Annotated in this window: 17 protein-coding genes; 14 read left to right on the top strand and 3 right to left on the bottom strand. The window is 70.4% G+C overall.

From position 1 onward, the window contains the following. Positions 1–51: 51 nt before the first annotated feature. Positions 52–693 carry a TetR family transcriptional regulator gene (locus ACFVXC_RS26020; RefSeq protein ID WP_389909244.1) on the bottom strand — a complete coding sequence of 214 codons (642 nt, stop codon included), beginning with the start codon at positions 691–693 and terminating at the stop codon, positions 52–54. A gap of 115 nt (positions 694–808) precedes the next feature. Between ACFVXC_RS26020 and ACFVXC_RS26015 the strand changes: the two genes are divergently transcribed. The 4 genes from ACFVXC_RS26015 (at position 809) to ACFVXC_RS26000 (ending at position 4096) form a co-directional block, all read left to right on the top strand. Beyond that, positions 809–964, top strand: coding sequence for a hypothetical protein (locus tag ACFVXC_RS26015; RefSeq protein ID WP_389909241.1), 156 nt, complete (start codon positions 809–811; stop codon positions 962–964). A gap of 76 nt (positions 965–1040) precedes the next feature. Beyond that, on the top strand, positions 1041–1388 hold the full coding sequence (locus ACFVXC_RS26010) for a hypothetical protein (RefSeq protein ID WP_389909238.1): 348 nt from the start codon (positions 1041–1043) through the stop codon (positions 1386–1388). 46 nt (positions 1389–1434) lie between these two features. Continuing rightward, the gene (locus ACFVXC_RS26005) at positions 1435–2598 is read left to right on the top strand and encodes a cysteine desulfurase family protein (RefSeq protein ID WP_389909409.1); all 1164 of its coding nucleotides are present in this window, start codon (positions 1435–1437) and stop codon (positions 2596–2598) included. Positions 2599–2806: 208 nt separating this feature from the next. After that, positions 2807–4096, top strand: a complete 1290-nt coding sequence (locus ACFVXC_RS26000) for a cytochrome P450 (RefSeq protein WP_389909235.1) — start codon at positions 2807–2809, stop codon at positions 4094–4096. 60 nt (positions 4097–4156) lie between these two features. Here the strand turns inward: ACFVXC_RS26000 and ACFVXC_RS25995 are convergent, their stop codons facing one another. Then, positions 4157–4834: an N-acetylmuramoyl-L-alanine amidase gene (locus ACFVXC_RS25995; protein WP_389909232.1), complete on the bottom strand. Its 678-nt coding sequence runs from the start codon at positions 4832–4834 to the stop codon at positions 4157–4159. Between the two features lie 61 nt (positions 4835–4895). Between ACFVXC_RS25995 and mnmA the strand changes: the two genes are divergently transcribed. After that, entirely contained in the window at positions 4896–6032 is a 1137-nt protein-coding gene (gene mnmA, locus ACFVXC_RS25990) for a tRNA 2-thiouridine(34) synthase MnmA (RefSeq protein WP_389909229.1), read from the top strand. 104 nt (positions 6033–6136) lie between these two features. Here mnmA and ACFVXC_RS25985 read toward each other — a convergent pair whose 3' ends face one another. Further along, positions 6137–6472 (bottom strand): DUF427 domain-containing protein, encoded by a 336-nt coding sequence (locus ACFVXC_RS25985; RefSeq protein WP_389909227.1) that lies wholly within the window; start codon positions 6470–6472, stop codon positions 6137–6139. Between the two features lie 63 nt (positions 6473–6535). Between ACFVXC_RS25985 and ACFVXC_RS25980 the strand changes: the two genes are divergently transcribed. The 9 genes from ACFVXC_RS25980 to gatB all read left to right on the top strand — a co-directional run bounded on the left by ACFVXC_RS25980 (position 6536) and on the right by gatB (position 17430). Beyond that, positions 6536–7081: a TIGR00730 family Rossman fold protein gene (locus ACFVXC_RS25980; RefSeq protein ID WP_389909224.1), complete on the top strand. Its 546-nt coding sequence runs from the start codon at positions 6536–6538 to the stop codon at positions 7079–7081. Positions 7082–7123: 42 nt separating this feature from the next. Further along, complete coding sequence (locus tag ACFVXC_RS25975; RefSeq protein ID WP_389909221.1) at positions 7124–7813, top strand: SDR family oxidoreductase; 690 nt, start codon at positions 7124–7126, stop codon at positions 7811–7813. Next, positions 7810–8808 (top strand): methionine synthase, encoded by a 999-nt coding sequence (locus ACFVXC_RS25970; protein WP_389909218.1) that lies wholly within the window; start codon positions 7810–7812, stop codon positions 8806–8808. The genes ACFVXC_RS25975 and ACFVXC_RS25970 overlap by 4 nt, the downstream gene beginning before the upstream one ends. Positions 8809–8838: 30 nt before the next feature. Continuing rightward, positions 8839–11022 carry an NAD-dependent DNA ligase LigA gene (gene ligA, locus ACFVXC_RS25965; RefSeq protein WP_389909216.1) on the top strand — a complete coding sequence of 728 codons (2184 nt, stop codon included), beginning with the start codon at positions 8839–8841 and terminating at the stop codon, positions 11020–11022. A 462-nt stretch (positions 11023–11484) separates the two neighbouring features. Further along, positions 11485–13671: a putative bifunctional diguanylate cyclase/phosphodiesterase gene (locus tag ACFVXC_RS25960; RefSeq protein WP_389909406.1), complete on the top strand. Its 2187-nt coding sequence runs from the start codon at positions 11485–11487 to the stop codon at positions 13669–13671. Positions 13672–13854: 183 nt separating this feature from the next. After that, complete coding sequence (gene gatC, locus ACFVXC_RS25955; protein WP_016642027.1) at positions 13855–14151, top strand: Asp-tRNA(Asn)/Glu-tRNA(Gln) amidotransferase subunit GatC; 297 nt, start codon at positions 13855–13857, stop codon at positions 14149–14151. A 6-nt stretch (positions 14152–14157) separates the two neighbouring features. Further along, positions 14158–15663: an Asp-tRNA(Asn)/Glu-tRNA(Gln) amidotransferase subunit GatA gene (gene gatA, locus ACFVXC_RS25950; protein WP_389909210.1), complete on the top strand. Its 1506-nt coding sequence runs from the start codon at positions 14158–14160 to the stop codon at positions 15661–15663. Positions 15664–15668: 5 nt separating this feature from the next. Beyond that, on the top strand, positions 15669–15902 hold the full coding sequence (locus ACFVXC_RS25945; protein WP_389909403.1) for a hypothetical protein: 234 nt from the start codon (positions 15669–15671) through the stop codon (positions 15900–15902). Between the two features lie 16 nt (positions 15903–15918). Further along, complete coding sequence (gene gatB / locus ACFVXC_RS25940; RefSeq protein ID WP_389909208.1) at positions 15919–17430, top strand: Asp-tRNA(Asn)/Glu-tRNA(Gln) amidotransferase subunit GatB; 1512 nt, start codon at positions 15919–15921, stop codon at positions 17428–17430. Positions 17431–17588: the final 158 nt, after the last annotated feature.

Here is a 17588-nt window from a genome sequence, read left to right as displayed (position 1 = left end):
ACGGGGGAGTCGAGTGTCGCGGGCCCCATCGGGTCGTTTCCGATGTCCCGGTCACCGCTCGTCCAGCCAGTGGCGCCGCCCGAGCGACACCAGGCGCAGCTGCCGGCGTGCGCCGGCCGCCACCCGCTCCTCCGCGCCGGGCGCCGCCTCCAGGAGTGCGGACGCGGTCATCACCATGTGGTCGACGTACATCCTGGCCAGCATCAGGAGATCGTCCTCGTCCCAGCCCGCGGACTCGGGCTCCTGGGCGAACTGGCCCGCCACCTCCTGCGCGAACAGGGTGAGTTGATCGCCTATCGCCGACCGCACGGCCTGCACCCCGCCGTGCTGCTCGCGGGCGATGAAGCGGACGTGGGCGGGGTGCGTGCGGACGTAGGCGACGATCAACTCGACCGTGGCCGCGATGCGTTCCTCGCCGTCATCGTCGCCGCTGCTGTCGCCGGTCGCGGCGAGGAGTGCGACGAGCGTGGTGTGCAGGCTGCTCAGCGCCGCCTCCACCAGGGCCACACCCAGGTCGGCCATGTCGCGGAAGTGCCGGTAGAAGGCGGTGGGGGCCACGCCCGCGGCCCGGGTGACCTCACGCAGACCCAGGCTGCTCAGGCTCTGCTCCTCGAGCAGCTGGAGCGCCGCGTCGAGGAGTGCCTGCCGGGTTTTCTGCTTCTGGGCCTGCCGGATGCCGAGAGTGTGACTCATGCCATGCAGTTAACAACTGTTCTCCGAGATTGGAAAGCCGGAGAAGCGGTACTCTCTAAGTCAGTGAACAGTTGTGACCACAAGCGTTCACCGAACCCTCGACGAGAGGCATCCCGTGTTGTTCCTCGTAGCCGCACTCCTGCTGCTCGGTGTCGCCCTGGGCGCCGTGGCCCATGCACCGCTCCCCGTCACCTTCGTCGCCGCCGCCGTCATCGGCGTCTGGCTCGTGGTGTTCACGGTCCGCGAGCGGCATGCGCGCCGCCACTCCTGAGCGCGCCGCCACTGTTCCTCTCCCTGCCCCGCCCGATCCCCACCTGATCCGCACGGCCGCCGAAAGGAGTCACACCATGGGACTCGGCACCCTCACCCCCAAGTCCACGACCTCCACCACCTCCGCCGCTGCCACCTCCACCACCTCCGCCGCTTCGACCCGCGAGCCCGCCCCCGCCCCCACCGGCCGGCGTGACACCGACGGCATGGCCGTCGCCTCGTTCGTCCTCGGTCTGCTCGGGCTGCTCGTCCTGAACCTCTTCCTCGGCCCGATCGCGATCGTCCTCGCGAGCATCGCGCTGCTGCGCGGGACCAGCCGAAAGGGCCGCGCGGCCCTCGGACTCGGGCTCGGTGTGGCCGATCTCGTAGTCCTCGCCGTCCTGATGTCCATGGACAACACGGTGTCGTGGGGTCTCGCGGGCTGACCGCTGGAACGCGGGGCCGCCCATGGCTCGTAGAATCGTGCGCACCATGGCCTACCTCGACCACGCAGCGACCACTCCGATGCTTCCGGAGGCGATCGCGGCGATGACCGCCCAGCTCGCCGTCACCGGCAACGCGTCCTCATTGCACGCCGCCGGGCGCCGGGCGCGGCGTACCGTCGAGGAGGCCCGCGAGACGCTCGCCGAGTCGCTCGGCGCGCGCCCCAGCGAGACCGTCTTCACCGCGGGCGGCACGGAGGCCGACAATCTCGCCGTGAAGGGCCTGTACTGGGCGCGGCGCGACGCCGACCCCGCGCGGACCCGGGTCCTTTCCAGCCCCGTCGAGCACCACGCCGTCCTCGACGCCGTGCACTGGCTCGGCGAGCACGAAGGCGCCACCGTCGAGTACCTCCCCGTCGACGCGTACGGCCGCGTGCACCCCCAAGCGCTGCGCGAGGCGATCGAGCGCGACCCCGACGACGTCGCCCTCGCCACCGTCATGTGGGCCAACAACGAGATCGGCACCATCCAGCCCATCCGCGAACTGGCCGATGTGGCGGCCGAGTTCGAGATCCCGCTGCATGCCGACGCCGTGCAGGCCTTCGGCCAGGTGCCCGTCGACTTCGCTGCGTCCGGGCTCGCCGCGATGACCGTCTCCGGGCACAAGATCGGCGGCCCTTACGGCATCGGGGCGCTGCTCCTGGGGCGCGAGTACAGCCCCGTGCCCGTCCTGCACGGCGGCGGGCAGGAGCGTCATGTGCGCTCCGGGACGCTCGATGTGCCCGCGATCTCCGCGTTCGCCGTGGCGGGGCGGCACGCGGCCGGGCAGCGCGAGAGGTTCGCCCGCGAGATCGGCGCGCTGCGGGACGATCTCGTCTCCGCCGTGCGCGCGGCGGTGCCGAGCGCGATCCTGGGGGGAGACCCGGTCGACCGGCTGCCCGCGAACGCGCACTTCACCTTCCCCGGCTGCGAGGGCGACTCCCTTCTGCTGCTGCTCGACGCCCAGGGCATCGAGTGCTCCACCGGCTCCGCGTGCACGGCGGGCGTGGCCCAGCCGAGCCACGTCCTGCTCGCCACCGGCACCGACCCCGACCTGGCCCGCGGCACGCTCCGTTTCTCCCTCGGCCACACCTCGACGGAGGCGGACGTGGCGGCGGTGGCCCGGGCGATCGGCCCGGCGGTGGAACGGGCGCGGACGGCGGGACTTAGCTGAGCCCTGCACCTACTTGGTCCCGTTTTGCGCAGGTAAGTGACGCAGATAACGCCGTACTGGGGTGATGGCGCCCCGAGTTGATGCCGGTTTCGGCCGCTATAGGGCGGACAGGCACAGGAGCGGGCTACGGGACCCACAGCCCGCCGATCTATGCTTGCCGCTCGCGAGTCCGCTCCGCGCGTTCGGGGCTGTGCACGACAACCCCCTCATGGAGTTCACATTGAAGGCGAACCTCCGCTCTCGCATCGCCGCGCGCCTCGGGCGTATATATCTCTCCAGGATCCAGAAGAACGGGATCAGCGCCTCCGCGATCTCGCGTCTTCCCGAGCCCCTCCTCGCGCCGATGCGCCGCGACGGGCTCGACCCGGTGGCCCGGCTCACCGAGAACCAGGCGGAGCAGCCGATATCCAAGGTGCCGCTGCCGTTCGGCATGGACGCCTGGGTGGTCACCGGCTACGACGAGGTGAAGGCCGTCCTCGGGGCGACCGACGGCTTCAGCAACGACTTCACGAACCTCGCGGGCAACGCCGGCGTGGTCGAGGACCACAATCCCGGCGGCCTCGGTTTCAGCGACCCCCCGGTCCACACGCATCTGCGCCGCATCCTCACACCCGAGTTCACGATGCGCAGGCTGCGCCGCCTCACGCCCCGGATCGAGGCCATCGTCGAGGAGCGGCTCGACGCGATGGAGGCGGCGGAAGGGCCCGTCGACCTCGTCCAGGCCTTCGCCCTTCCCATACCCTCGCTGACGATCTGCGAGCTGCTCGGCGTGCCCTACGAGGACCGCCACGACTTCCAGCAGCTCGCCATGGAGCGCTTCGACCTCTTCGGCGGGGCGACCGCTCCCTTCGGGGCGATATCCGCCTCGCTCTCGTACTTCAGGGACGTCGTCAAGAAGCAGCGCGAGAACCCGGGCGACGGACTGCTCGGCATGATCGTGAAGGAACACGGCGACACCGTCGACGACGAGGAGCTCGCAGGCCTGGCCGACGGCATCCTCACCGGCGGCTTCGAGACGACCGCGAGCATGGTGGCCCTCGGTTCCCTGCTTCTCCTGCAGGACCCTGAGACCGCCGCGCGGCTGCGCGACGACGACGCGGCGGCCGCCCCCTTCGTCGAGGAGGCGCTGCGCTACCTCACCGTCGTGCAGGTGGCCTTCCCGCGGTTCGCCCGCGAGGACATTGAGATAGCCGGGGTGCTCATCCCCAAGGGCGACCTGGTCCTGTGCTCCCTGAGCGGCGGCAACCGCGACGCCAAGTACACCCCCGACGGCGGCGGCTTCGACCCGCACCGCAAGGCCTCGGGCCACCTCGCCTTCGGCTACGGCATCCACCGCTGCATCGGCGCCGAACTGGCCCGCATGGAGCTGCGCGCCGCCTACCCGGCCCTGGTGAAGCGCTTCCCCGAGATGCGGCTCGCGGTCGCCCCCGAGGAGCTCGCCTTCCGCAAGCTGTCGATCGTGTACGGGGTGGAGTCGCTGCCGGTGCACCTTCGGTAGGACGGGTACGGCTGGTAGGACGGGTACGGCTGGTAGGACGGACCTATGGAGCGGCGCCGGTCAGGCCAGGGCCGTGCGGGCTTTCCTGACCAGCTTCATGTACCGGTCCCAGTCCCAGTGCGGCCCGGGATCCGTGTGGTCCGTGCCGGGCACCTCCACGTGCCCGATGATGTGCTTCCGGTCCACCGGGATGTCGTACCTCTTGCAGATTCCCGCGGTGAGGCGCGCCGAGGACTCGTACATGGCATCGGTGAACGAGGACTTCTTGTCCACGAAGCCCTCGTGCTCGATGCCGATGCTCCGTTCGTTGTAGCTCTTGTTCCCCGCGTGGAACGCCACGTCCAGCTCGCGGATCATCTGGGCGATGTGCCCGTCCTTGCGCACCACGTAGTGAGCCGCCGCGCCGTGCGCCGGGTCCTTGAACACCTTCAGCGCCGTGTCGTACCCGCCCTGCACGACGTGGATGACGACCATGTCTATCCCGTAGTCGTCCGGCCGGTCCGCCCGGCGCCAGTTGTAGTCGGACGCGGCCACCCACTGCGCGCCCCGGGCGTCGACCGCGCCCTCCTCGCGCCTCTTGACGACGCCGGGCAGCCGCCACCACAGGCGTCCCAGCTGGTCCGAAGCGAGCACGGCCGTGCCGACGGCCGCCGCGGCGCCGCCGATCAGGAGCGTCCGCCGGTCGATGCCCCGGCGCTCGGACTTCTGCTCCGCCTTCGAGTCCTGTTCATCCCCCATGTGATCGTCAACGCTTACTCACGGGCACCTGGTTCCCGCGGGCCCGTACCCTGTTAGAGCTATGACTGAGAACCGGACCCCGCAGCACCCCCGCCCCCTGCGCGTACTCGCCGCCATGTCCGGCGGCGTGGACTCCGCCGTCGCCGCCGCGCGTGCGGCCGAAGCCGGGCACGACGTGACCGGAGTGCACCTGGCGCTCTCGGCGAACCCGCAATCGTTCCGCACGGGCGCGCGAGGCTGTTGCACCATCGAGGATTCCCGCGACGCCCGCCGCGCCGCGGACGTCATCGGCATCCCGTTCTACGTATGGGACCTGGCCGAGCGGTTTCGCGAGGACGTGGTCGAGGACTTCATCGCCGAGTACGAGGCGGGGCGCACCCCGAACCCCTGCCTCCGCTGCAACGAGAAGATCAAGTTCGCCGCGCTCCTGGACAAGGCCCTCGCCCTGGGCTTCGACGCGGTCGTCACCGGCCACTACGCCACGGTGGTCGTGAACGACGACGGCACGCGCGAGCTGCACCGCGCGTCGGACATGGCCAAGGACCAGAGCTACGTCCTCGGGGTCCTCGACGACCGCCAGCTCGCCCACGCGATGTTCCCCCTCGGTGACACGCTCACCACCAAGGAGGAGATCCGCGCGGAGGCCGAGGAGCGCGGCCTGGCCGTCGCCAAGAAGCCCGACAGCCACGACATCTGCTTCATCGCCGACGGCGACACCCAGGGCTTCCTCGCGGACCGCCTCGGCAAGGCGGAGGGCGACATCGTCGACGCCGAGGGCAACAAGCTGGGCACCCACGAGGGCGCCTTCGGCTACACCATCGGCCAGCGCAAGGGCCTGCGGATCGGCACCCCGGCCCCCGACGGCAAGCCGCGCTACGTCCTCGACATCTCCCCGGTGAACAACACCGTGACCGTAGGCCCGGTGGCCGCCCTGGACGTCACGGGCCTGACGGCGATCAAGCCCCGCTGGTGCGGCGTCGCCCCCTCCGGCCCCGGCACGTACACCGCACAGCTGCGGGCGCACGGCGGCGAGACGCCGGTGCGCGCGGAGCTGGTCGACGGCTCGGAGCTGCGCGTCTCCTTCGACGAGCCGGTACGCGGCGTGGCCCCCGGCCAGGCGATCGTGCTCTACGACGGCACGCGCGTGGTCGGCTCGGCGACGATCGCGACGACGGACCGGGCAACGGCGGCGGTCTAACGGGCTGGCGCCCAGTTCGATTGCAGGAAAGTCCCAGCGACACGCCGTGCGATGCGGCGTGTCGCTGGGACTTTCCTGCAACGACCTCGGCGCCGACCCGGGGGCTATCGGGGGGGCTCGGTGGTGTTTGCTTCGTAGAAGCAGAAGTGGTTCTTGATCTTGGCCACGTCCGGCTTCGGCTCGGGGTACGCCCATACCGCGTCCTTGGCGTCGGGCAGCGACCAGTACGACGCCGTTCCCTTGAACGGGCAGTACGTGGTCGTGTCCGACGGGGTCAGGAGGTCGGTGCGTACGTCCTGCGGGGGGAGGTAGTAGCGGACCGGGCAGCCGGTCTCGCGCAGCAGCAGTGGGCGGTGGCTCTCGGCCACGGTCTGGCCGTCGCGCACCACCCGGACGAGGTCGGTGCCCTGCTCGATGGTGATCTTGTGTCCTGCGGTCACCGTGTCCTCCTTCAGTGAGCGGCTGTGGTCCACCCAGTCTCTGCCGGATCGTACGGTGAAGCCATGAACATCTGTGTCTTCCTCTCCGCAGCCGACCTCCCCGACCGCTACACCCGCCCCGCGCGCGAATTCGCCGAGCTGCTCGGCAAGGGCGGTCACACGCTGGTGTGGGGTGGTTCGGAGAGTGGGCTGATGAAGGTCGTCGCCGATGGGGTGCAGGAGGCGGGTGGAGGGCTTGTCGGGGTCTCGGTGGACTTTCTCGCGGACAGGGCCCGGGTCGTCTCCGCGCCCGACGAGATGGTGATCGCGCGTGACCTCGCCGAGCGCAAGGCGCTGCTCCTGGAGAAGGCCGACGCCGTCGTGATCATGGTCGGTGGTACGGGCACGCTGGACGAGGCCACCGAGATCCTTGAACTGAAGAAGCACGGCAAGCACACCAAGCCGGTGGTCCTGCTCAACTCGGCGGGCTTCTACGACGGGTTGAAGGAGCAGTTCCAGCGCATGGAGGACGAGGGCTTCCTGCCGGTGCCGCTGACCGGTCTCGTCTTCTTCGCCGAGGAGCCGGTCGGCGCCCTGGCCTACCTGGAGGAGGCCATGGGCACACAGTGACCATGCGCTGACCTGCGTCTGCCGGGGTGCGACGATGGACGCATGGCAACACATGTGATCACCGGGGCGGGCTCCGGCATCGGCGCGGCCGTCGCCCGCCGTCTCCACGCACGCGGCGACTCCCTCGTCCTGCACGCACGGGACGCGGGCCGGGCGAAGGAACTGGCCGCGCAATTCCCCGGGGCGGACACGCTCGTGGGCGACCTCTCCGACCCCGACAAGCTCTCCTGGGCGTTCGGCCACCAGTCGCTGCCCGACCGCGTCGACTCCCTGCTCCACATCGCGGGCGTCGTCGACCTCGGGCGCGTCGGTGACCTCACCCCCAAGTCCTGGCGCCACCAGCTCAACGTCAACCTCATCGCCCCCGCCGAGCTGACCCGCCACTTCCTGCCCCAACTCCGGGCCGCCCAGGGGCACGTGGTCTTCGTCAACTCGGGAGCGGGCCTGAGCGCCAGCCCCGAGTGGTCCGCCTACGCCGCCTCCAAGCACGGGCTCAAGGCCCTGGCCGACTCCCTGCGGGGCGAGGAGCACGCGAACGGCGTCCGCGTCACCTCCGTCTACCCGGGCCGCACCGCGAGCTCCATGCAGGCCAAGGTGCACCAGCAGGAGGGCAAGGAGTACGACCCCTCCCGCTTCATCGACCCGGAGTCGGTCGCCACGACGATCCTGATGGCCGTCGACCTGCCGCGCGACGCCGAGGTCAACGACCTGACGGTGCGGCCCGGCCAGTGAGCGCGCATCGTTGGGGCCCGGCCACCGGCATCGGGTCCATGCCGGGCGGTGACGCCCGTGAGGCCGCGAAGACCGTCACCGGCAGTTTCGAGGACTTCCCGTATCTGGCGGAGCTGCCCGCGCGGGGGCCCGGCGCCGACATGATCGGGCGGACCGCCGGAATGCTCGTCGAGCTCTACGCGCGCGTGGAGCCCAGCGGCTGGCGGATCGGTGACCGGCCCGGACGGGACACGCGCCGCGCGAAGGCCTGGCTCGGCGAGGACCTCGACGCCCTGGAGGAGTTCACCCAGGGGTACGAAGGGCCGGTCAAGGTGCAGGCCGTCGGGCCGTGGACCCTCGCCGCGGCCCTGGAGCTGCGCAACGGCGAGGCCGCGCTCTCCGACCCGGGCGCCTGCCGTGACCTGGCAGGATCGCTCGCCGAGGGTCTGCGCGCCCACCTCGCGGACGTACGCCGCCGGATCCCCGGCGGCCAGGTCGTGCTCCAGCTCGACGAGCCCTCGCTCGTCGGTGTACTGCGCGGGCAGATCAAGACCGCGAGCGAGTACCGCACCCACCGCGCCGTGGACCGCCAGCTCGTGGAGAGCACCCTGCGCGAGGTCATCGGCGTGCACGGGGACAGGCCTGCCGTCGTGCACTCCTGCGCGCCGGACGTGCCGTTCGCGCTTCTCCGCCGCGCGGGGGCCGACGCGATCTCCTTCGACTTCTCGCTGCTCACCGAGCGTGACGACGAGGCGATCGGTGAGGCCGTCGAGGGCGGCACGAAGCTCTTCGCCGGTGTCGCGCCCGGCGTGGACGGCCCATTGTCAGACCCTGCCGGTAGCGTCATGGGTGTCAGGACGTTGTGGCGCAGGCTGGGGCTGAATCCGGGGTCTCTCGCGGAGTCGGTCGTGGTCACTCCGTCGTGCGGGCTCGCGGGGGCTTCCCCGGCGTACGCCCGTGCGGTGCTCGCCCACTGCGCCCGGGCGGCGAGATCACTCGCGGACAACCCTGAGTAATTGGGTATGACGTAACGGGAGGACGTAACGGTGGCTGTCGAACAGCAAGGCTCTGTGCCCGCCGAGGCACGGGATCAGCACGCCCAGCTGGCCGAACAGATCGAGGAGCACCGCTTCCGGTACTACGTGAACGACCAACCGGTCGTCAGCGACGCCGAGTTCGACAAGCTCCTTCGCTCGCTCGAAGCCCTGGAGGAGCGGTATTCGGAGCTGCGCACGCCCGACTCGCCCACCCAGAAGGTCTCCGGGGCGTACGAGACCGAGTTCACCTCGGTCCAGCACCGCGAGCGCATGCTCTCCCTGGACAATGCCTTCGACGACGAGGAGCTCGCCGCCTGGGCCGACCGCGTCGCCAAGGAGGTCGGCACCAGCGACCACCACTTCCTGTGCGAACTGAAGATCGACGGACTCGCCGTGAACCTCACGTACGAGGACGGCAAGCTCACGCGCGCGGCCACCCGCGGAGACGGCCGCACCGGTGAGGACATCACTCCGAACGTCCGCACGATCTCGGACATCCCGGACCGTCTCAAGGGCGACAAGATCCCCGCCCTGGTCGAGATCCGCGGCGAGGTCTTCTTCCCCATGGAGAAGTTCGAGGAGCTGAACGCCCGTCTGGTGGAGGCGGGCGACAAGCCCTTCGCCAACCCGCGCAACGCGGCGGCGGGTTCGCTGCGCCAGAAGGACCCGCGCGTCACCGCCACGCGCCCGCTGCACATGGTGGTGCACGGCATCGGCGCCCGCGAGGGCTTCGACATCGACTGCCTCAGCCACGCCTATGAGCTCCTGCACGACTGGGGCCTGCCCACCGCCCAGCACAACAGGGTGGTCCAAGGGCTGGACGGAGTGCGGGAGTTCATCACGTACTTCGGCGAGAACCGCCACTCCGTGGAGCACGAGATCGACGGCGTCGTCGTGAAGCTGGACGAGATCCCGCTCCAGGGCCGCCTCGGCTCGACCTCGCGCGCCCCGCGCTGGGCGATCGCCTGGAAGTACGCCCCCGAGGAGGTCAACACCAAGCTGGTCAACATCCGCGTGGGCGTCGGCCGCACCGGCCGCGTCACGCCGTACGCCCAGGTGGAGCCCGTGACCGTCGCGGGATCCGAGGTCGAGTTCGCCACCCTGCACAACCAGGACGTGGTGAAGAAGAAGGGCGTCTTCATCGGGGACACGGTCGTCCTGCGCAAGGCGGGCGACGTCATCCCGGAGATCCTCGGCCCCGTCGTCGACCTGCGGGACGGCACCGAGCGGGAGTTCGTGATGCCCGCCGAGTGCCCCGAGTGCGGGACGGCGCTGCGGGCGATGAAGGAGGCCGACATCGACCTCCGGTGCCCCAACGCCCAGTCCTGCCCCGCCCAGCTGCGCGAGCGTCTCTTCTATCTCGCGGGCCGCAAGAGCCTGGACATCGAGAACTTCGGCTATGTCGCCGCGGCCGCGCTCACCAAGCCCCTTGAGCCGTCCGAGCCGCCGATTCTCGACGAGGGCGACATCTTCGACCTCACCATCGAGCGGCTCCTGCCCATCAAGGCGTACGTACTGGATCAGGACAGCGGTCTGCCCAAGCGGGACCCGAAGACGGGCGAGGAGAAGATCGCCACGGTCTTCGCCAACCAGCAGGGCGAGGCGAAGAAGAACGCCGTCTCCATGCTGGAGAACATCGCGGCGGCCAAGGAGCGCCCGCTCGCGCGGATCATCACGGGCCTCTCCATCCGGCACGTGGGCCCGGTCGCCGCGGAGGCGCTCGCCCGCGAATTCCGGTCGGTGGAGCGGATCGAACAGGCCACGGAGGAGGAGCTGGCAGCCGTCGAGGGCGTGGGCCCGACCATCGCCGCCTCCCTGAAGCAGTGGTTCGAGGAGGAGTGGCACCGGGAGATCCTGCGCAAGTGGCGTGCGGCCGGTGTCCGTATGGAGGAAGAGGGTGGGGGAGAGGACGAGGGGCCGCGACCGCTCGAAGGCCTCACGGTCGTGGTGACCGGAACGCTCGAACACCACACGAGGGATGGCGCAAAAGATGCGTTGCAGAGCCGGGGCGCAAAGGTGACCGGTTCCGTTTCGAAGAAGACAGCTTTCGTTGTTGTGGGTGACAACCCCGGATCTAAATATGACAAGGCCATGCAGTTGAAGGTTCCGGTTCTGAACGAGGAAGGCTTCGCCGTCCTGCTGGAAAAAGGACCGGACGCGGCGGCGGAAGTTGCGCTTCCGACCGAGGAGTAGCGGTTGAAGGCCACCCGTTCAGCGCATACCAGATGCATACGGGTGGCCGGGTCGCATTCGGGCAACCGTTGTGGACCGCTGCCCGTAGAAGCCTTCTGCGGCCTACTGTTGAGATGTGCGCCTGCCGTGCCCCGCTGCGATTGGGGTATCCCCTGCTCATCGGGAGCACGGGGGAGGAATTCCAGACGCGGCTGACTTCTGGACCGAGTCCGCGTGGCGTGGGTACCGCCGGCTGTGAGAGGGACGGGAATGGAACCGACCGAGAGCGCCGCACCGGACTCCCGGCTGCGCGCGCGCCTGCGGCGCGGACCGGGCGCCTGGCTCAGCGGACGCAGAGCGGCACGGGAGGCACGCGAGGCGCGCGAAGCCGAGAGCAGCCGCCCCGCCGCCCCGAGCACCGCAGTTGAGCGACGCGAGCGCGCATGGAGCACCGTCGGCGGGTACGGCACACAGGAGCTCGGCGTGGGCGAGGCATCGGGCGGCAGGGACGCGGCGGGCCCCCGTTCCGCCCAGAGCGGCACCGACGGGCGGCGCAGGACGCTCTGGCGCGGCTCCGAGGCGCACGACACGGACGACGCGTCCGCCGAGCGCGATCCTTGGCCAGTGCTTCCGGTTGCCGTCGTGGCCCTCGCCGCTGTGGTGCTCGGCACGGGCTTCTTCCACGCGCTCACCGGACGCGACGCGCTGTTCCCCTCCGGCGCGGTCGGCTGGTCCCTCGCCATTCTCACGGGCCTCATCGTCGGCCACCTCGTCGCGCTCGGCCGCGACCGCTGGTGGGGCGGCACCGGCTCGGGCGGCGCGCTCACCGTCGCCGTCCTCCTGCTGTACGGCTGGGTGCCCGCCGGAATGGTCAGCCTCACCGTCGTCGTCCTGGTCGGCATCGCGCGCCGCCACCGCTGGCGACAGGGCATCCTGCACGGCGCCGTCGACATCCTCGGCATCGGCGCGGGCGCGCTCGCCATGGCCGCGTTCGGCACGGCGCCATCGGCGCAGTCGCCCTGGCTGCCCGAGACGTGGGACCTGTACTCGTTGCCCGAGGTGGCGCTCGCCGCCCTCGGCTATCTCGTCGTCACCCGGGTCCTGCTCTGGTACGTCCACTCACCGCGCACCGGCGCCCTGCCCACGGTCACCCGTACCGCCCTGGTCAGACAGGGCCTCGTCGGCGTCGCGCTGCTCGGCATCGCACCGCTGATCTGCGTGGTCGCGGCCTCGACGCCCATCATGCTGCCGCTCTTCGCGATCCCCCTCGTCGCGCTCGACTCGACGCTGTGGATCGCGCGGGCCAGGGCCGAGGAGCAGTTGCAGGACCCGCTCACCGGTCTGCCCAACCGGCAGTGGCTCCTCGAGCGGACCTGGACGGCTCTGGACGACGCCGAGCGGATCGGGGCGCGCTCCGCCCTGATGCTGATCGACATGGACCGCTTCCGTTCGGTGAACGACACCCTCGGCCACCTCGCGGGTGACCGTCTTCTCCTGCAGATCGCCGACCGGCTGAGGCTCGCCCTGCCGCGCGGCGCGGAGGCCGCCCGGCTCGGCGGCGACGAGTTCGCCGTTCTGCTGCCGGTCACCGACTCCACGACATCGGCCACCCGTGTGGCACGGTCGCTGGTCGCCGCCCTCGGCTCGCCCCTGGACCTCGACGGCCTGACGCTCGTCCTGGAGGCCAGCGCGGGGCTCGCCGTCTTCCCCGACCACGCGATGGACGCGGAAGGCCTGCTGCGGCGCGCGGACGTCGCGATGTACCAGGCCAAGCGGGACCGCACGGGCGTCGAGGTGTACGAGTCCAAGCGCGACTCCAACACCCCTGACCGCCTGGGCCTGTTGGGCGATCTGCGCCGCGCGCTCGACGCGGGTGACGTCGAGCTCCACTACCAGCCGAAGGTCCAGTTCGACGGCCGCGTCGCGGGGCTCGAGGCGCTGGTGCGATGGGTGCATCCCGAGCGCGGGAAGGTGCCGCCGGACGAGTTCATCGCCATAGCCGAGTCGTCCGGGCTCATGCCGCACCTGACGGAGTACGTCCTGGAGACCGCCCTCGGCCAGGTGGCGAAGTGGCAGGCGATGGGGCTCAAGGTCCCCGTCGCGGTCAACGTGTCGCCGCGCGACGTCCACACCCCCGGTTTCGCGGGCGCCGTCGCGGCGCGCCTCGCGCGGCACGGGGTCCCGCCGGGGGCGCTGCAGCTGGAGATAACGGAACACGTGCTCCTGGAGGACCCGCAGCGGGCCGCCGACACCCTGGCGGGCCTGACCGGGCACGGCGTCAAGATGTCGCTCGACGACTTCGGTACGGGGTACTCGTCCCTGGTCCATCTGCGGCGGCTGCCGGTGAGCGAGCTGAAGATCGACCGTTCTTTCGTGGCGCGGCTCGCGGTGGACAACGAAGACGCGGAGATCGTCCGCTGCACGGTCGACCTCGCGCACTCCCTGGGGCTGCTCGTCGTCGCCGAGGGCGTCGAGGACGACGAGACGTGGGAGCGGTTGCGCGATCTGGGCTGCGACGCGGTCCAGGGGTGGCTCGTCGCCGCGGCGATGCCGCCGGACGAGACCACCGCCTGGCTGCGGGCGCGGGGCTCGCGCGGATGGCGCAGGCCGGTGGACATCGCGGCGGAGGAGCAGGCGGCCGCGGAGGCACGGGCGGACGTGGCCAAGTAGCCGCGAGGAAGTAGCCGCCAGGAAGTAGCCGGGAGGAAGCAGCCGCGGGGAATCGGGCGGGGCCCTTGGGCCACCACCGGGACCGGCGTGGAGGCCCCCGGGGGAATCCGTTTCACGTGCACGGGGTGTGGCCCCATAGGATTGGGGTCACACACCACACACTCACCCCCAGAGGATCGCCGCATGCCTGGCATTACGCGCGAGGAGGTCGCCCACCTCGCCCGCCTTGCACGTCTGGAGCTGAAGGACGAAGAGCTCGACCACTTCGCCGGACAGCTCGACGACATCATCGGCGCGGTCGCCCGCGTCTCCGAGGTCGCCGACCAAGACGTACCGCCGACCTCCCACCCGCTGCCGCTGACGAACGTCATGCGCGCGGACGAGGTCCGTCCGTCGCTCACCCCCGAGCAGGCGCTCTCCGGAGCCCCGGCACAAGAGCAGCAGCGTTTCAAGGTGCCGCAGATCCTGGGGGAGGACTAACCCACCATGACGGACAGCAAGATCGACATCATCAGGCTCACCGCCGCGGACATCGCCGCCAAGGTCGCCTCCGGCGAGCTCACGGCAGTCGAGGTCACCGAGGCCCACCTCGCCCGCATCGAGGCCGTCGACGAGAAGGTGCACGCCTTCCTGCACGTCGACCGTGAGGGCGCCCTCGCGCAGGCCCGCGCCGTCGACGCCAAGCGCGAGAAGGGCGAGAAGCTCGGCCCGCTGGCCGGCGTACCCCTCGCGCTCAAGGACATCTTCACCACCGAGGGCATCCCGACCACGGTCGGTTCCAAGATCCTCGAAGGCTGGATCCCGCCGTACGACGCGACCGTCACGCGCAAGCTGAAGGAAGCCGGCGTCGTCATCCTCGGCAAGACCAACATGGACGAGTTCGCCATGGGGTCCTCCACCGAGAACAGCGCGTACGGCCCCACCGGCAACCCGTGGGACCTCACCCGTATCCCCGGCGGCTCGGGCGGCGGCTCCAGCGCCGCGCTCGCGTCGTACGAGGCCCCCCTCGCCATCGGCACCGACACCGGCGGCTCCATCCGCCAGCCCGCGGCCGTCACCGGCACGGTCGGTGTCAAGCCGACCTACGGCGGCGTCTCGCGCTACGGCATGGTGGCGTTCTCGTCATCGCTCGACCAGGGCGGCCCCTGCGCCCGCACGGTCCTGGACGCCGCGCTCCTGCACGAGGTCATCGCAGGACACGACGAGCTCGACTCGACGTCCATCGACGCCCCGGTCCCCGCGGTCGTCGAGGCGGCCCGCAACGGCTCCGTACAGGGCATGCGCGTCGGCGTCGTCAAGCAGTTCGCGGGCGAGGGCTACCAGGCCGGTGTCGTCCAGCGCTTCCAGGAGTCGGTGGCGCTGCTCAAGGAGCTCGGCGCCGAGATCGTCGAGCTCGACTGCCCGTCCTTCGACCTGGCGCTCTCCGCGTACTACCTGATCGCGCCCTCCGAGTGCTCATCGAACCTCGCGCGCTTCGACGCCATGCGCTATGGCCTGCGGGTCGGCGACGACGGCACGAAGTCCGCCGAGGACGTCACCGCGCTGACCCGCGAGGCCGGATTCGGCGACGAGGTCAAGCGCCGCATCATCCTGGGCACGTACGCACTGAGCTCCGGCTACTACGACGCGTACTACGGAAGCGCCCAGAAGGTCCGCACCCTGATCACGAAGGACTTCGAGAAGGCCTTCGAGCAGGTCGACGTGGTCGTCTCGCCCGCGACGCCCACCACCGCCTTCCCGATCGGCGAGCGCGCCGACGACCCGATGGCGATGTACCTCGCGGACGTGTGCACCATCCCGTCGAACATGGCGGGCAACGCCGCCATGTCGCTGCCCTGCGGCCTCGCGCCGGAGGACGGCCTGCCCGTCGGGCTGCAGATCATCGCCCCCGCCATGAAGGACGACCGTCTTTACAAGGTCGGCGCTGCCGTAGAGGCCGCCTTCGTGGAAAGGTGGGGTCACCCGCTGCTTGAGGAGGCACCGTCACTGTGAGTCCCATGACTGCCAAGGCCAAGGGCTTCAAGAAGTCCAAGCCCGGCGCGTACCTGTCGATCGCCTCGACCGCCTTCGGCGCGGTCTCCGTCGTCAAGCAGGCCCGCACGGCCCGCAAGGACCACGACACGCTCCGGCTCGTCGACGCCGCTGTCTCCGCCGCCGCCATCGTCACCGGCCTTGCTCTGCTCTATCGCGAGCTGAAGAAGCTCGGCGACGACGACGTCCTGCTGGGTTGAGAGGGAAAGTTTCACCGTGACTGCCACGACTGACCTGGTGTCGTACGAGGATGCCCTCGCGACGTACGACCCCGTCATGGGCCTTGAGGTCCATGTCGAGCTGGGCACCAAGACGAAGATGTTCTGCGGCTGCTCCACCGAGCTCAAGCAGGACGCCAACAGCCAGACCTGCCCGACCTGTCTCGGACTGCCCGGCGCGCTGCCGGTGGTCAACGAGATCGGCGTCGAGTCCGCCATCAAGATCGGTCTCGCGCTGAACTGCGAGATCGCCGAGTGGTGCCGCTTCGCCCGGAAGAACTACTTCTATCCGGACATGCCGAAGAACTTCCAGACCTCTCAGTACGACGAGCCGATCGCCTTCAACGGCTATCTGGACGTCCAGCTGGAGGACGGCGAGGTCTTCCGCGTGGAGATCGAGCGCGCCCACATGGAGGAGGACACCGGCAAGTCCACGCACGTGGGTGGCGCGACGGGCCGTATCCACGGCGCCTCGCACTCGCTCCTGGACTACAACCGCGCCGGCATCCCGCTCATCGAGATCGTCACCAAGCCGATCGAGGGCGCGGGCGAGCGGGCTCCCGAGGTCGCCAAGGCGTACGTGGCCGAGCTGCGCGAGGTCATCAAGGCGCTCGACGTCTCCGAGGCCCGGATGGACAAGGGCCAGATGCGCTGCGACGTGAACCTCTCGCTGCGCCCGCACGGGCGCGAGGAGTTCGGTACGCGCTCGGAGACGAAGAACGTCAACTCGCTCCGTTCCGTGGAGCGTGCGGCGCGCTTCGAGATCCAGCGTCACGCGGCCGTCCTGAACGACGGCGGCACGATCATCCAGGAGACCCGTCACTTCCACGAGGAGGACGGCTCCACGACGTCGGGCCGCATCAAGGACAACGCCGAGGACTACCGGTACTTCCCGGAGCCCGACCTCGTCCCGGTGGCCCCGGCCCGTACGTGGGTCGAGGAGCTGCGTGCCGGTCTCCCCGAGATGCCGCGCGTGCGCCGCAACCGGCTCCGTGAGGAGTGGGGCGTCTCGGAGCACGACATGCAGTCCATCCTGAACGCGGGCGCGGTCGACCCGATCGTCGCCACCATCGAGGCGGGCGCCGACCCGGCCGCCGCGCGCAAGTGGTGGATGGGCGAGATGGCCCGCAACGCCAACGAGACGGGCAAGGCGCTCGACGAACTGCCGGTCACCCCCGTGCAGGTCGCCCGGGTAGCCGAGCTCGTCGCCAAGGGCGACCTGAACGACAAGCTGGCCCGTCAGGTCTTCGAGGGCGTCCTGGCCGGCGAAGGCACGCCGGACGAGGTCGTCGAGAAGCGCGGCCTGAAGGTCGTCTCGGACGAGGGCGCGCTGACGACCGCGGTGGACGAGGCGATCGCGGGCAACCCCGCCATCGCCGACAAGATCCGCAGCGGCAAGGTCGCGGCGGCCGGCGCACTGGTCGGCGCGGTCATGAAGGCGACCCGGGGCCAGGCCGACGCGGCCCGCGTCAAGGAACTGATCCTGGAGAAGCTGGGCGTGGAGGGCTGAGTCCTCCTGCTCGTACGTGTGAGGTGGGGCGGCGCGCCGTAAGGGGCGCCGCCCCACGCATGTGCCGGTCCGGAGCTTCCCGGCGCACCCGCGGACGCCCGGACCACACAGAAGTCCGCCTTACGCTGGGACACGTCCGCCCCGCCGAACCACCGCCC

Source organism: Streptomyces sp. NPDC058257 (genome assembly GCF_042881845.1).
GTDB lineage: Bacteria > Actinomycetota > Actinomycetes > Streptomycetales > Streptomycetaceae > Streptomyces.
This window is presented reverse-complemented; position numbering and strand designations above follow the sequence as displayed.